This window comes from Rhodanobacter lindaniclasticus (genome assembly GCF_004799035.1).
Lineage (GTDB): Bacteria > Pseudomonadota > Gammaproteobacteria > Xanthomonadales > Rhodanobacteraceae > Rhodanobacter > Rhodanobacter lindaniclasticus.
In genome coordinates this window covers 30,752-45,421 of sequence record NZ_MWIO01000017.1, presented here as the reverse complement: position 1 = coordinate 45,421, position 14,670 = coordinate 30,752, and the positions used below count along the sequence as shown (strand labels likewise).

Genomic DNA, 14,670 nt, shown 5'->3' with positions numbered 1-14,670 from the left:
GCACCGCCGCCACGCGCCGTCGATCAGCCGCACCACACGCGTGCGTTGCGGAACATCCGCATCCACGGCGAATCCTCACCCCACGATTCCGGATGCCAGCTCATCTGCACGCTGCGGAACACCCGCTCCGGGTGCGGCATCATGATCGTCACGCGGCCGTCGGCGGCGGTGAAGCCGGCCAGGCCGCCGGGCGAACCGTTGGTGTTGAGCGGGAAGTTCTCGGTCGGCCTGCCGCGGTTGTCGACGAAGCGCACCGCGCCGTGCGATTTCGACGGGCTGCACACCTGCGGAAAACTCACCCGCCCCTCGCCATGCGCCACCGCCACCGGGATGCGCGAGCCGGCCATGCCCTGGAAGAAGATGCTGGGCGAATCGAGCACCTCCAGCGTGGCCACGCGCGACTCGTACTGCTCCGAGGCGTTGCGCAGGAACTTCGGCCAGTGCTGCGCGCCGGGGATGATTTCCTTCAGCTGCGACAGCATCTGGCAGCCGTTGCACACACCCAGCGCGAACTTCGTCGGGTCGGCGAAGAACGCCTCGAACTGCGCGCGCAGCATCTCGTTGTAGAGGATCGAGGTGGCCCAGCCGCGGCCCGCGCCGAGCACGTCGCCATAGGAGAAGCCACCGCAGGCAGCGAAGCCGCGGAAGTCCGCCAACTGCACCCGGCCGCCGGCGAGGTCGGACATGTGCACGTCCACCGCCTCGAAACCGGCACGCGTGAACGCCGCGGCCATCTCCACCTGGCCGTTGACGCCCTGCTCGCGCAGGATCGCCACGCGCGGCCGCGGGCCCCTGGCGATGAACGGCGCGGCGATGTCCTCCGCCGGATCGAAGCCCAGCTTGGGCGTGATGCCGGGATCGGCGTCATCCAGCCGCCACTCCAGCTCGGCATCGGCGCTCTGCGGGTTGTCGCGCAGGCGCTGCATGGCGTGACTGGTTTCGTTCCACGCCTTGTACAGCTTGCTCCAGTTCCACTTGACGAAAATTTCGTCGCCGAGGAACAGCTTGATGCCGAGCTTCTCCTTCGGCCGGCCGATGCGGTGGCTGATGCCGGCCAGGCCGAACTTCACCAGCAGCGATTCGAACGCCTCGCGATTGGCCTCGGCCACCTGTACCACCGCGCCCAGTTCCTCGTTGAACAGCGCGCGCAAGGTGGCTTCGGCCCAACCGTCGAGATGCAGCTCCAGGCCGCAGTGGCCGGCGAAGGCCATCTCCAGCAAGGTAGTGATGACGCCGCCGTCGGAGCGGTCGTGGTAGGCCAGCAGCAGGCCGTTCGCGTTGGCCTGCTGGATCAGCTCGAACAGCGCCTTGAGCCGCTTGGCGTCGTCCAGGTTGGGCGGGATGCCGCCGGAGCGGTTGAACACCTGGGTCAGCGCCGAGCAGCCGAGGCGATCGCGCCCGGCGCCCAGGTCGATCAGCCACAGGTCGGTGGCGCCACGGTCGAGCTTGAGTTGCGGCGTCAGCGTGCGGCGCACGTCACCGACGCGGGCGAAGCCGGTGATCACCAGCGACACCGGCGACACCGTGCGCTGCTCCTGCCCCTCGTCGGTCCACACCGCCTGCATCGACAGCGAATCCTTGCCGACGGGGATCGAGATCTGCAATTGCGGGCACAGCTCCATGCCCACCGCCTTCACCGCGTCGAACAAGGCGGCATCCTCGCCCGGGTGATTCACCGCGGCCATCCAGTTGGCCGACAGGCGCACCTCGCCCAGCGATGCGATCGGGGCCGCGGCCAGGTTGGTGATCGCCTCGCCCACCGCCAGACGCGCCGCGTCGGCGCTGTCGAGCACGGCCACCGGCGCGCGCTCGGCCATCGCCATCGCCTCGCCGGAGTAGCCATCGAAATCGGCCAGCGTCACCGCGCAATCGGCCACCGGCACCTGCCACGGGCCGACCATCGGGTCGCGATGGTTGAGGCCGCCCACGGTGCGGTCGCCGATGGTGATCAGGAAGCTCTTGCTGCCCACCGTGGGCAGGCGCAGCACACGCAGCAACGCCTCGTCCAGGTCGATGGCGGTGAGGTCGGGCAGCAGGTCCATCCGCGGCTGGACTCGCGTGGCGTCGCGATGCATGCGCGGCGGCTTGCCGAACAGCACGTCCATCGGCAGGTCGATGACGGTCAGCTCGCGGCGTGGATCGGCCAGCAGCAGGCGGCGTTCGAGCGTGGCCTCGCCCACCACGGCGTACGGGCAGCGTTCGCGGATGCACATGGCCTCGAATTCGGCGAGGTTCTCCTGCGCGACGGCCAGCACGTAGCGCTCCTGCGATTCGTTGCTCCACACCTGCATCGGCGACAGCGAGGGGTCGTCGCAGGGGATTTTCGACAGGTCGATCACGCCGCCGACGCCGGCGTCGTTGAGCAGTTCGGGGATCGCGTTGGAGAGGCCGCCGGCGCCGACGTCGTGCACGCTGACGATCGGGTTGTGCTCGCCGCGCGCCCAGCAGGCGTCGATCACTTCCTGGCAGCGCCGCTCCATCTCGGCGTTGTCGCGCTGCACCGAGGCGAAGTCCAGTTCGGCACTGGAAGCACCGCCGGCGACCGACGAGGCCGCGCCGCCGCCCAGTCCGATCAGCATCGCCGGGCCGCCCAGCACGATCACCGCGTGGCCTGGCTGCACCGCGCGCTTCAACACGTGGTCGGGACGCAAGTTGGCGAGGCCGCCGGCGAGCATGATCGGCTTGTCGTAGCCGCGGCGGACCCCGGCCTGGCCCGGCACTTCGCTTTCCCAGGCGCGAAAATAGCCGCCCAGGCAAGGCCGGCCGAATTCGTTGTTGAACGCCGCCGCGCCCAGCGGGCCGTCGCGCATGATCTCGAACGCGCTGGCCATCCGCGGCGGCAGCGGGCGTGCCACTTCCCACGGCTGCGGCGCGCCCGGGATGCGCAGGTCGGACACCGAGAAACCGGTGAGCCCGGCCTTGGGCTTGCCGCCGCGGCCGGTGGCACCCTCGTCGCGGATCTCGCCGCCGGCGCCGGTGGCCGCGCCGGGCCAGGGCGCGATCGCGGTGGGATGGTTGTGCGTTTCCACCTTGATCGCGTAGTCGATGCGCTCCCCGTGCCCGCGCCACACGCGATCCGCGGGGTCGGCGAAGAAGCGCTTGCCCGTGCTGCCCTCGATCACTGCGGCGTTGTCGCTGTACGCCGACAGGGTATGCGCGGGCGACTGCTGGTGGGTGTGCTTGATCATGCCGAACAGGGTCTTGTCCTGTTCCTCGCCGTCCACCGTCCAGCTGGCGTTGAACACCTTGTGCCGGCAATGCTCGGAGTTGGCCTGGGCGAACATGAAAAGTTCGGCGTCGGTGGGGTCGCGGCCCAGCTCGGCATAGCGTTCGACCAGGTATTCGATCTCGTCCTCGGCCAGCGCCAGGCCCAGGCGCTGGTTCGCCGCGGCGAGCGCCGCCTGCGGATCGGCGCCCAGCGCCACGTGCACCAGGTCGCCGGGCGTGCCGGCCAGGAACAGGCCCTGGGCGTCCTCCAGCCGACTCAGCACCGATTGCGTCATCGCGTCGTGCAGCACGCCCATGATCGCCGCGTGGTCCGGCGCGCCGGCTTCGGGCAGGCCGCTGATCTGCCAGGCCAGCCCGCGCTCGACGCGGCGCACGTCGAAACCGGCGCCATGCAGGATGTCGGTGGCCTTGCTCGACCACGGCGAGATCGTGCCCAGCCGCGGCACCACCCAGATCGTGGCCGGCTGCGGAGCGGCGTCCTTGGCCTCCAGCACGGCCAGCAGGCGCTCGCGCAGCGCGCCTTCGGGCGCCGCGTCCATGTCGAGCACGAATACATGCCAGGCGGATTGCACGCGCACGCCCCGGTGCACGGCGTCGAGGCGTGCGTTGAGTCGTTCGAGGCGGAACGGCGAGAGGGCGCTTTGCCCGTCAAATGCGATCATGCGGGAAGGGGGCGCTGTGCGGAGGAAACGCCCATTCTACCCCAATGCTGCAATACGGCATAAGCCGCCGGCGCGGGGTCAGCCGCCCGCTTGCAGCGCCTGCAGCAGCTGCTCCGGCGTCACGTAGCCGCCCAGCACGCTGCCGTCCGGCCCGATGATCGTGGGCGTGCCGTTCACGCCCAGCTTCACGCCCAGGTCGAACTGCTGCTTCACCGGGTTGGTGCAGGTCGTCGCCGCCGGCGCATGGCCCTTGGTGGCCGCGGTGAGTGCAGCCTTGGGGTCTTTCGCGCACCACACCGAGACCATTTCCTTGTAGGTCGGGGTGAGGTTGCCGGCGGTGGTGGTCACGCCCTCGCGCGGCCAGGCCAGGTACTCCACCGCGATGCCGGCCTTGTTGAACGCCTCGATGTGCCCGTGCAGCGCGCGGCAGAAACCGCAGTTGACGTCGGTGAACACGGTCACCGTGTACTTCGGCTGCGCCGGCGCGAACACCACGCGCTGCGACGCCGGCACCTTGGCCAGCGCGGCCACGCGGAACTTCGCCCAGGCGTCGTCGCTGAGGTTCTCGCGCCGGCTGAGGTCAACCACGTCGCCGTGCATCAGGTACTTGCCGTCGGTGCTGATGTAGACCATCTGACCCGACGCGATCACCTGGTAGAAGCCGGGCAGCGGCGCCGGCTGGATCGAGTCGACCACCACCTTGGACGACAGCTTGGCGATGGCCTGCTGCACCATCTGCACCGCCGCAGGCGTGATCGTGGGGCCGACCACCGGCGCGTTCGCCGGCGCGGCGGCCAGCGCCTGACCAGCCCATGCCAGCCCTCCCAGCAACAGCAGCTTCTTCAACATCGCCAGCCTCAATGCATTGCGCGCCGCAGGCGGGACGCGCGCGGCAGCGCGCCATTCTCGCATGGGGCGCCGGTACCGCTGCGCCATCTGCGACGAAACGGCGCGCAGCGGTTCAGTAACGCAGCAAACTGTGCAGCGGGCCACGTTCCGCCCAGCGCGAACGCCCGCCGAGGGCATCCAGCTCGATCACCACCGCAGCCCCGAGCAGCGTGGCGCCCGCCCCCGCAACCAGTTCCGCCGCCGCGCACAGCGTGCCGCCGGTGGCCAGCACGTCGTCCACCAGCAGCACGCGCCGCGCCGGCGCGAGGACGTCACGACGCAGTTCGAGCCGGTCCTTGCCGTATTCGAGCTGGTAATCCACCGCCTGCACCGGCGGCGGCAACTTGCCGGGCTTGCGCAGCGGCACGAAGCCCGCGCCCAAGTGCAACGCCAGCGCCGCACCGAAGATGAAACCGCGCGCCTCCACCCCGCCGACCACCTGCACGCCGCTGTCCCGCCACGGCGCGGCCAGCGCCTCGATGCAACGCGCGAACCCTTCGGCGCTGGCCAGCAGCGGGCTGACGTCGCGAAACATCACTCCCGAGCGGGGAAAGTCGGGCACGTCGCGGATCAGTTCGGCAAGGGCATGCATGCGCGGTCTCGGGGTGTGATCAGGGGATTCGGGATTCACCACAGCATCGCATGCGATGCGTGCCATGCTGTTGCATTCGTTCCTGCTTTTGCGATTCCCTGTTCCCCACTCCCGACTCCCCAAGGAGTTCCCCATGCACCGCAGCCGCCTGTGCAGCCTCATGATCGACTGTCACGCCGATGACCTCGGCGAAGCCGCCCGCTTCTGGTCGCAGGCGCTGGGGCGCCCCATCAAGGAGGGCGCCGACCCCGCGCAGGAGAAATACGTCGGCCTGGTCACTCACGACGACGAGCCGGTGATCGAACTGCAGCAAGTGCCCCACCCCAGCCGCGTGCACCTGGACATCGAAAGCGACGACATCGAGGCCGAGGTACGCCGCCTGGAAGCCTTGGGTGCCAAGAGGATCGAAGCGATCCGCACCTGGGTGGTGATGGAAGCCCCCACCGGCCACCGCTTCTGCGTGGTGCGGCCGCAACGCGGGGAGATCGGAGCGCATGCGAACGAGTGGGAGTAACAGCCCGACTTGTTGGGGTCCTCATACGCTGCTGATACGACCAGCGAAAGGAAAGCCGCCCGTTTACGGCTACGGTGTATCCAAACGCGCTTGCATGTCGTTGATCGCAGCCTCTAAACGATCTTGAGCAACGGACTCTTGAGGCTCCATGTGGGCAATCATTGAGTTGGCATACCCGAGCCAAAGTGCATATACATGCTGCAACATGGCTCGCGACGCCGGCGCGACAAGGACAGTCTTCCGGTACACCTCGCGACCATCCACCTTGGCCTTGTCGATGCAAGCCTGCATGGCATCACCGGAAAGAATGAGGTCACGCGATATCTGTGCTGAAGTTCGCCCCTCAATGCGTACTGGTATGCGTGCAAGCGAGCAGCGGGCTGTGAAAGATTTTAACGTGTAGGCCATATCCATCTCTGGCAACTTGGCACGCTGCTGTGCCATCGTGATATTCGCGAGAGCCATCAGGACAACAACGGTGCATAGCGTACGAAACGCCGTCACGATATTCCCCTTTTTCGATTAACAATCATTTTGTGCGAGGCGATGACTCAGAGCGATACAAATGCGAGGTCTTGTTCTACTCATGACCCCATGGCGAGTTTCGGCACTGGCCACGCGTAGCTACGTCGCCCTTCACCGCAAACTCGACTTCCTCACCATCAGCTTCACCGGCAGCACCTCGCTCTCCACCGATTCGCCGCGGATCAGGCCGAGCAGGCTGTCGACCAGCACGGCGCCGGCCTGGCCGGTGTCCTGCAGCACGGTGGTCAGCGGCGGGTTGACGAAGCTGGCGGTGGCGATGTCGTCGAAGCCGGCCAGGGCGACGTCCTGCGGCACGCGCAGGCCGTGGTCGCTGAGCGCGCGCATGGCGCCGATCGCGATCAGGTCGCTGGCGGCGAACACCGCGTCGAAACCGACCTCCCGCATGATCAGCCGGCGCATGGCTTCGTAGCCGGAGTGTTCGGTGCTCTCGGCGTTTTCCTGCAGCGCGGGGTCGACCTCGACGCCGGCGGCATTGAGCGCCTCGACATAGCCGTTGTAGCGCCCGAAGAACTCCGGGTAATGGCTGGAGGCGTCGCCGAGGAAGGCGATGCGCCGGCAGCCGCGTTCGAGCAGGTGTTCGGCCACTTCCCGGCCGCCGCAGACGTTGTCGCTGCCGAACGACACGCCGGGCTGGTCCGGCAGCACCGCACCCCAACGCACGAAGCGGGTGCCCTGCGCGACGAGCTTTTCCAGCTTGTCGCGGTAGGCGAGGTAGTCGCCGTAGCCGAGCAGGATCAGGCCATCGGCCTTCTTGCTGTCGGCGAAGTCGGCGTGCCAGTCGTCGGACAGCTGCTGGAACGAGATCAGCAGGTCGTGGCCCTGCAACGCGCAGGCGCGGGTGATCGAGCCGAGCATCGACAGGAAGAACGGGTTGATGTGCGACTCGTCGGCGGTCGGGTCCTCGAAGAACAGCAGCGCCAGCGTGCCGGTATGCATCCGGCGCAGGTTGGAGGCGTTCTTGTCGAGCTTGTAGTTGAGTTGCTCGGCGGCGGCCTGCACGCGCCGCCGGGTTTCCTCATTGACCAGCGGGCTGCCGCACAGGGCGCGCGATACCGTGGCCTGGGACACTCCGGCCAGGTGTGCAATGTCGATCGATGTGGCCTTGCCCTTCATCCGCGACCCGGTCCGTCAGCATCTCGTTCAATCGCGCGCGGTGAACCGTGACCGGGCCATCGCCGTTGCCGCATCGTAACCGCTTTGCGCGCCGCGCGTCGTAGACCCCCCGGCGCGCCTCGATGCCGGGACAGACGCTGGCCGGCAGCCGCTCGGGCGCACCGGTGGTGAAGCCGTGCTCCAGGATTCTCATGCGTGCATGTCCTCCAGTTCGACTCCCTTGGTTTCGCGTACCGCGCGCAGCACGAACACCAGCGACAGCACGGCGAATGCCGCGTACAGGCCGTAGGCGAAGGTCAGGCCCATTTCGGCCAGTGCCGGGAAGGTGCTGGTGATGGCGAAGTTGGCCAGCCACTGCGCGGAGGCGGCCACCGCCAGCGCGGTGGCGCGGATGCGGTTGGGGAACATTTCGCCGAGCAATACCCACACCACCGGGCCCCAGCTCACGCCGAAGAACACCACGTAGGCGTTCGCCGCGACCAACGCCACCATGCCGACCGCGCCGGGCAGGCTCAGCTCGGCGCCGCTGCCGACGGCCTGCGAGAAGCACCACGCCATCACGCCCAGGGTGATCGCCATGCCGGCCGAGCCGATCACCAGCAGCGGCTTGCGCCCGATCTTGTCGACCAGGGCGATCGCCACCAGGGTGACCAGCACGTTGACGATCGAGGTGACCACGGTGATGGTGAACGAATCGGCCTCGCTGAAGCCCACCGAGTGCCACAACGTGGCCGAGTAGTAAAAGATCACGTTGATGCCCACGAACTGCTGGAACACCGACAACGCGATGCCGATCCACACCACCGGCAACAATCCCGTGCCCTTGCTGCACAGGTCGCGCAGGCGCGGCTTGTGTTCCGAGCGCAGGCTGGCCTCGATGTCGCCGAGCTTCTTGTCCAGCGCCGCGGCGCTGTGCATCGACAGCACCTTCTGCAGCACCACCCGCGCGTCGGCCATGCGGCCCTTGGCCACCAGGTGGCGCGGCGATTCGGGCACGCCCAGCACCAGCAGGCCGTAGATCAGCGCGGGGGTGACCGCAGCGAGGAACATCCAGCGCCACGCCGGCAGGCCCAGCCACAGCACCTCGGCCGCGCCGCCGGCCGCGCCGGCCAGCCAGGCGTCGCTGAGCAATGCCGCGAAGATGCCCAGCACGATCGCCAGTTGCTGCATCGAGCCGAGCCGGCCGCGGATCCGTGCCGGCGCCACTTCCGCGATGTAGGTCGGCGCGATCACCGAAGCCACGCCCACGCCGATGCCGCCGACCAGCCGCCACAGGACCAGATCCCACACCGCCATCGCCAAGCCCGAACCGGCGGCGGCGGCCACCAGCAGCACCGCGGCCACCTGCATCGTGCGCACGCGGCCGAAGCGGTTGGCCAGCATGCCGGCGTACCACGCGCCCACCGCCGAACCGAGCAGCGCACAGGACACGGTGATGCCGATCTCGCCCGCGTTCAGCCCGAAATGGGCGCGGATCGCATCGACCGCGCCGTTGATCACCGCCGTGTCGAAACCGAACAGGAAGCCGCCCAGGGCGGCGGCGGCGGAGATCAGGATCACCCGCAGCGTGGCGTGCTGGCCCAGCCCATCTGTCGCGCTCGTCGAACTCATTGCCTTCCCCCAGGTCATGACAGGTCGCCGTGCGCCCGATTCTGCGGTGCACGCAGCGTGCTGTCCGGTTGAATACGTATGCAGCGCCGCCAGCCCGCCATCGCCTTGCCCCGCGGGCCGGTAAACGATTACAGCCGATTCATGATTACGATATGACAGCGCTGTCAAACAAGCTCAGCATAACCTGGCCGTTTCACCCGTGGAACCACCCGGGATGACCTTCGTCGCGTGTACCGGACCACCGCCCGCAACAGGGCCGGATCACTGGGAAGCGTTGATCACCGCGAGGAAATCGCGGCCGTAGCGCTTGAGCTTGGATTCGCCCACGCCGCTGATGGTGGCCAGTTCGTCCTCGTTGGCGGGCATCGCGCGCAGCATCGCCAGCAAGGTGGCGTCGTGGAACACCACGTAGGGCGGCACGCCCTGCTGCTTCGCCAGCTGCGTGCGCAGGGCGCGCAGCGCGTCCCAGGTAGATTGCTCGTAAGCCTCGATGCCCAGGCTGCCGCTGGCCACCCGCCTGGCTTCGCGCTTGCGCCGGCTGGCGCGTTCGGGGCGGGCGTCCTCGCGCAGTTTCACCTGCCGCTCGCCGCCGAGCACGGCACGGCTGGCGGTGGTCAGCCGCAAGGTGCCGTAGCCTTCGGCGTCGGCCTCCAGCAGGCCGGCGGCGAGCAGCTGGCGGAACACCGAGCGCCACTGCTTCTCGTCCATCTCGGCACCGACGCCGAAGGTGCTCAGGCGATGGTGGTCGAGGCTGAGCACGCGCTCGGTCTCCTCGCCGCGCAGCACGTCGATGACGTGGCCGGAGCCGAAGCGCTGGCCGGTGCGGTACACCGCCGACAACGCCTTCTGCGCCGGCACGGTGGCGTCCCAGGTCTTCGGCGGCGACACGCAGTTGTCGCAGTGGCCGCAGGGGCCGGGATAGGTTTCGCCGAACGCGCCCAGCAGCAGCTGGCGGCGGCAGTCGGTGGCCTCGGCGTAGGCCAGCAGCGATTCCAGCTTCTGCCGCTCGACGCGCTTGCGCTCGTCGGCCGATTCGGACTGCGCGATCATCTGGCTCATGGTCACCACGTCGGACAGCCCGTAGATCATCCACGCCTCGGCCGGCAAGCCGTCGCGGCCGGCGCGGCCGGTCTCCTGGTAGTAACCCTCGATGCTGCGCGGCAGATCCAGGTGCGCCACGAAGCGCACGTCGGGTTTGTCGATGCCCATGCCGAAGGCCACCGTGGCCACCATCACCACGCCGTCCTCGCGCAGGAAGCGCTGCTGGTTCTTCGAGCGCGTGGCCGCGTCGAGACCGGCGTGATACGGCAACGCCTCGATGCCCGATTCGGCCAGCCACTGCGCGGTGTCGTCCACCTTGCGGCGGCTCAGGCAATAGACGATGCCGGACTCGCCCTCGTGGCCGAGCAGGAACTCGCCCAGCTGGCGCTTCGCGTTGTGGCGCAGGCCGACGCGGTAGCCGATGTTGGGGCGATCGAAGCTGGAGATGAACTGCCGCGCATCCTGCAGCGCCAGCCGCTCGACGATCTCCTCGCGCGTGCGCGGGTCGGCGGTGGCGGTGAGCGCGATGCGCGGCACGGCGGGAAAGCGCTGCGGCAGGATCGCCAGCTCACGATATTCGGGGCGGAAATCGTGGCCCCACTGCGACACGCAGTGCGCCTCGTCGATGGCGAACAGCGCCACCTCGGTGCGTTCGAGCAGATCGAGGAAGCGCGCCGTCAGCAGCCGCTCCGGCGCTACGTAGAGCAGATTCAGTTCGCCGGCCAGCAGTTGCCGCTCGACCTCGCGCTGCGCGTCGGCGGCCAGGCTGGAGTTGAGGTAGGCCGCTGCCACGCCCGCCTCGCGCAGCGCGTCGACCTGGTCCTGCATCAGCGCGATCAGCGGCGACACCACGATCGCCGTGCCCTGCCGCAACAAGGCCGGAATCTGGTAGCACAGCGACTTGCCGCCGCCGGTAGGCATCAGCACCAGCGCGTCGCCGCCCTCGGCCAGGTGTTCGACGATGGCCTGTTGCTGGCCGCGGAAGGTGGCGTAACCGAAAACGCTTTGCAGCAGGTCGAGGGCGGTGGCTTTCATCGCCGACATGCTAGCAAACCGCCCCGGCGCGGCTGTCGGCGACGACCGTGCCACGCGTCGACCAACACCACCACTCCACGCCGGGCGACGCCGTCAGCCGCGCCGCGCGAAAAACGCATGGAACGCCGCCGCCGTGCGCTCGATGCCGTCGTCGTCGACGTCCAGATGCGTCACCAGCCGCAAGGTCGACAGGTAGCCGATGCTGATGCGGATGCCGGCCTCGCGCAGATGGACGTCCAGTTCGCGCAGGCGTTCAGCCGGCACGTCGACGAAGACCATGTTGGTGTACTGGCCGAGCAGTTGCACGCCGGCGATTTCGCGCAGGCGACCGGCGAGGTAGGCCGCGCGCCGATGGTCATCGGCCAGCCGCGCCACGTGATGATCGAGCGCGTGCATGCCCGCCGCCGCCAGCATGCCAGCCTGGCGCCAGCCGCCGCCGCAGACCTTGCGCCAGCGGCGCGCCTTGTCGATCAGCGCATGCGAGCCGAGCAGCACCGAGCCCACCGGCGCGCCCAGGCCCTTGGACAGGCAGATCGAGACGGTGTCGAAGTGCCGCGCGATGTCGCGCGCCGGCACCGCGCAGGCCACCGCGGCATTGAACAACCGCGCGCCGTCCAGGTGCAGGCCCAGCGAGTGCGCACGCGCCGTGTCGTGCGCCGCGCGCAGGTAATCCAGCGGCAGCGGCCGGCCATGCCAGGTGTTCTCCAGCGCGAGCAGCCGGGTACGCGCAAAGTGCGGGTCGACCGGCTTGATCGCCGCCTCGATCCGCGCCAGCGGCAGGCTGCCGTCCTCGTCCTGCACGATCGGCTGCGGCTGGATCGAACCCAGCACCGCCGCGCCGCCGCCCTCGAACTTGTAGGTGTGCGCATCCATGCCGACCAGGTACTCGTCGCCGCGCTCGCAATGACTCAACAGCGCAAGCAGATTGGACTGCGTGCCGCTGGGCACGAACAGTCCCGCGTCGAAACCCAGATCATCGGCCAGCCGCTGCTGCAGCGCGTTGACCGTGGGGTCCTCGCCATAGACGTCGTCACCCACCGCCGCCGACAGCATCGCCTCGCGCATCGCCGCCGTCGGCCGCGTCACCGTATCGCTGCGCAGATCCACCACATCCATCGCCATCACCCCGCCCTCGCTCTCGTTGTCGCGGCCATCACCCTGCCGTTGCCGGTTGCCCGACGCTCACACCCGCCGCCGGAAATACGTCCACGCCAGGCACGCGAGCAGCACGGCCGGCAGCAGGTTGGCCAGCAAGGGCGGCAACCCGTACACCGTGCCGAAATTCACCATCGCCTGCTGCATGAAATACCAGCCGATCGCCAGCAGCATGCCGATGAACAGGCGCTTGCCCATCCCGCCCGAGCGCAGGGTGCCGAACGCGAACGGCATCGCGCACAGCACCAGCACCAGCACGTTGAGCGGATACAGCGCACGACCCCAGAACGCCACCGCGTAGCTGCCCGGGCTCTCGCCGTTGCTCTCCAGATAACTCATGTTGCGGCGCAGGTCGCGCATCGACAGGTATTGCGGCTGCACCACGGATTGCGCCAGCACCTGCGGGTTGAGGCTCGACGGCCACGACTCGTTGGCGGCGGTGGTGGAATGCGTGCCCTGCGCATCCAGCGTGGTGCTGCGCACGCCGTGCAGGATCCATTGGCGGCCGTCGTGCGTGGCGCCCTGCGCCAGGCGGAAGCGCTTGAGCCGACCGTCGGGCGTGAAGGTGAACACGCGCACGTCGCTCAGTTGCACCTCGCTCACCCCGTCGTGCTCCTTGAGCGAGGTGCCGCGCGCATTGATGATGTCGTTGCCGTCGCGCGCCCACAACCCGCTGCCGTCACCCAGGCCCAGGTTGCCCGAGCGCACGCGCAACTGCATCGCCTGCGCCTGCTGGTCGCCCCACGGCGCGACGGTTTCGCCCAGGATCACCACCCCCGCGATCAACACCGCCACCACACCTGCAGCCGAGCCGGCGATGCGCAGGCGCGACAGGCCCGCCGCGCGCAGCGCGGTGAGTTCGCCACTGCCGGCCAGCCCGCCCAGGCCGAGCAGGCCGCCGATCAGTGCGGCGTTGCCGAACATCTCGTAGGCGCGGCGCGGGAATGTCACCAGCACGTAGACCGTCGCATCGGTCACCGTGTAGCCGTGCTTGCCCACGTTGCCCAGCTGGCGCAGGAACTGGGTCACCGCGTCGAAGCCGGTGAGCACCAGCCATACCGTCAGCAGCGAGCCCAGCACGCTGAGCGCGACCAGCCGGTCCACCCGCTTGATGTTGAACACGCCCATCACGCGGCACTCGTCGCCGTGTGCGCGCGCCGCGGGGAATACTGTTTCCACAGCAACCAGCCGGCCAGCCCCAGCGCGAGCAGGTGCAGACCCCACAGCGGCGCCTGGCTGTGCCAGTGATCCTTGCCGATCTGCGCACGCCCCAGTGCCAGCAGCAGGTAGTAGAGGTAAAACGCCAGCACTGCCAGCAGCAATCGGCCGTACTTCGGCTCGCGCGGACTCTGCCGCGCCAGCGGCAACGCCAGCAGCACCAGCACCAGGGTCAGCGGCGCCGCGTTGCTGCGCCAGGCAAACTCGGCGCGATCCTCCGGGTTGTCGGACTGGAACAGCGCCCAGCTGGTCTTGGAATGCGCAGGGTCTTCGTCCTCGTCGGCCTGCACGCTGGACAGCGAGGTGTCGTTCTGCCGGTACTGCATCTGGCGCCAGTTGTCGGCGCCCAACGGGATGTCATATTGCCAGCCGTCCTTGAACGCGATGAAGCGGCCCTCGCCGTCGCTTTCCTGGTACAGCTGGCCGCTGGCCGCGCTGACCACTTTGAGGTGGGCGCCGCCCTCCTTGCTGTTGCGCTGGGTGGCGACGAAGGTGCGGCCCAGTTGCGTGCCGTCGCGGCTGAGGCTGTCGACGAAGATGATGCCGCCCTGGCCCGGCAGGCTGGTGAAGCGTCCCGCGTCGAGGCCGGCGGCGATCACCGAACGGTTGGCCGCGGCCACCAGCGCATCGCTGGTGCGTACCGCCCACGGGCCCAGCCACAACGCCACCAGCAGCGTGATCGCCACCAGCACCGCACCCAGCACCGCGACCGGACGCAGCAAGCCGGCCGGCCCCATGCCGGAGGACGAGAGCACGTGTATCTCGCTCTCGCGGTACATGCGGCCCAGCCCCATCAACACGCCGATGAAGCTCGCCAGCGGCATCAGGTTGGTCAGGCCGTCGAGCGTGCGCAGCCCCAGCACCTGGAACATCACGCTGGCCGGGAAGCTGCCGCTGGCCACCTGCTGCAGCACCTTGGCAAACGCGCTGCCGGCCACGACCACCAGCAGGACCACCACGGTGGCGGCGACGGTCTGCGCCAGCTCACGCAGGAAATAGCGGTCGAGGATGCTCAGCATGCGATAAACTTGATGGCTTGTGCGGTGACGCCCCAGGAGCGTGGGCGG

11 protein-coding genes are annotated in these 14,670 nt (G+C 68.7%); 1 reads left to right on the top strand and 10 read right to left on the bottom strand.

Translation table 11 applies throughout. The features are described 5' to 3' along the window. Positions 1-23 precede the first annotated feature (23 nt). The 3 genes from purL to B1991_RS06225 form a co-directional block, all read right to left on the bottom strand. Positions 24-3,890, bottom strand: a complete 3,867-nt coding sequence (gene purL, locus B1991_RS06235) for a phosphoribosylformylglycinamidine synthase (protein WP_136257857.1) — start codon at positions 3,888-3,890, stop codon at positions 24-26. Positions 3,891-3,968: 78 nt separating this feature from the next. After that, the gene (locus tag B1991_RS06230; RefSeq protein WP_136257856.1) at positions 3,969-4,739 is read right to left on the bottom strand and encodes a DsbC family protein; all 771 of its coding nucleotides are present in this window, start codon (positions 4,737-4,739) and stop codon (positions 3,969-3,971) included. Positions 4,740-4,851: 112 nt separating this feature from the next. After that, on the bottom strand, positions 4,852-5,370 hold the full coding sequence (locus B1991_RS06225; RefSeq protein ID WP_136257855.1) for an adenine phosphoribosyltransferase: 519 nt from the start codon (positions 5,368-5,370) through the stop codon (positions 4,852-4,854). Between the two features lie 133 nt (positions 5,371-5,503). Here B1991_RS06225 and B1991_RS06220 point away from each other — a divergent pair, with 133 nt between their 5' ends. Then, a complete protein-coding gene (locus tag B1991_RS06220) occupies positions 5,504-5,884 on the top strand; it encodes a VOC family protein (RefSeq protein WP_136257854.1) in 381 nt (126 codons plus the stop codon). 69 nt (positions 5,885-5,953) lie between these two features. Here B1991_RS06220 and B1991_RS06215 read toward each other — a convergent pair whose 3' ends face one another. The 7 genes from B1991_RS06215 to lptF all read right to left on the bottom strand — a co-directional run bounded on the left by B1991_RS06215 (position 5,954) and on the right by lptF (position 14,622). Continuing rightward, entirely contained in the window at positions 5,954-6,388 is a 435-nt protein-coding gene (locus tag B1991_RS06215; protein WP_136257853.1) for a hypothetical protein, read from the bottom strand. Between the two features lie 132 nt (positions 6,389-6,520). Beyond that, positions 6,521-7,543 (bottom strand): LacI family DNA-binding transcriptional regulator, encoded by a 1,023-nt coding sequence (locus B1991_RS06210; RefSeq protein WP_136257852.1) that lies wholly within the window; start codon positions 7,541-7,543, stop codon positions 6,521-6,523. A gap of 189 nt (positions 7,544-7,732) precedes the next feature. Further along, positions 7,733-9,154 carry a sugar porter family MFS transporter gene (locus tag B1991_RS06205; protein WP_136257851.1) on the bottom strand — a complete coding sequence of 474 codons (1,422 nt, stop codon included), beginning with the start codon at positions 9,152-9,154 and terminating at the stop codon, positions 7,733-7,735. A 261-nt stretch (positions 9,155-9,415) separates the two neighbouring features. Then, the gene (gene recQ, locus B1991_RS06200; RefSeq protein WP_136257850.1) at positions 9,416-11,230 is read right to left on the bottom strand and encodes a DNA helicase RecQ; all 1,815 of its coding nucleotides are present in this window, start codon (positions 11,228-11,230) and stop codon (positions 9,416-9,418) included. A gap of 93 nt (positions 11,231-11,323) precedes the next feature. Then, positions 11,324-12,346, bottom strand: coding sequence for a low-specificity L-threonine aldolase (ltaE, locus tag B1991_RS06195; RefSeq protein WP_136257849.1), 1,023 nt, complete (start codon positions 12,344-12,346; stop codon positions 11,324-11,326). A gap of 66 nt (positions 12,347-12,412) precedes the next feature. Next, the gene (gene lptG, locus B1991_RS06190; protein WP_136257848.1) at positions 12,413-13,513 is read right to left on the bottom strand and encodes an LPS export ABC transporter permease LptG; all 1,101 of its coding nucleotides are present in this window, start codon (positions 13,511-13,513) and stop codon (positions 12,413-12,415) included. Then, on the bottom strand, positions 13,513-14,622 hold the full coding sequence (gene lptF / locus B1991_RS06185) for an LPS export ABC transporter permease LptF (RefSeq protein WP_136257847.1): 1,110 nt from the start codon (positions 14,620-14,622) through the stop codon (positions 13,513-13,515). Before lptF ends, lptG begins: the two co-directional genes overlap by 1 nt. Positions 14,623-14,670: the final 48 nt, after the last annotated feature.

Excerpts from the sequence above, each read along its gene's own strand:
- purL (WP_136257857.1), bottom strand. The coding sequence starts at position 3,890 with ATGATCGCATTTGACGGGCAAAGCGCCCTCTCGCCGTTCCGCCTCGAA.
- B1991_RS06230 (WP_136257856.1), bottom strand. The coding sequence starts at position 4,739 with ATGTTGAAGAAGCTGCTGTTGCTGGGAGGGCTGGCATGGGCTGGTCAG.
- B1991_RS06225 (WP_136257855.1), bottom strand. The coding sequence starts at position 5,370 with ATGCATGCCCTTGCCGAACTGATCCGCGACGTGCCCGACTTTCCCCGC.
- B1991_RS06220 (WP_136257854.1), top strand. The coding sequence starts at position 5,504 with ATGCACCGCAGCCGCCTGTGCAGCCTCATGATCGACTGTCACGCCGAT.
- B1991_RS06210 (WP_136257852.1), bottom strand. The coding sequence starts at position 7,543 with ATGAAGGGCAAGGCCACATCGATCGACATTGCACACCTGGCCGGAGTG.
- B1991_RS06205 (WP_136257851.1), bottom strand. The coding sequence starts at position 9,154 with ATGAGTTCGACGAGCGCGACAGATGGGCTGGGCCAGCACGCCACGCTG.
- recQ (WP_136257850.1), bottom strand. The coding sequence starts at position 11,230 with ATGAAAGCCACCGCCCTCGACCTGCTGCAAAGCGTTTTCGGTTACGCC.
- ltaE (WP_136257849.1), bottom strand. The coding sequence starts at position 12,346 with ATGGATGTGGTGGATCTGCGCAGCGATACGGTGACGCGGCCGACGGCG.
- lptG (WP_136257848.1), bottom strand. The coding sequence starts at position 13,513 with ATGGGCGTGTTCAACATCAAGCGGGTGGACCGGCTGGTCGCGCTCAGC.
- lptF (WP_136257847.1), bottom strand. The coding sequence starts at position 14,622 with ATGCTGAGCATCCTCGACCGCTATTTCCTGCGTGAGCTGGCGCAGACC.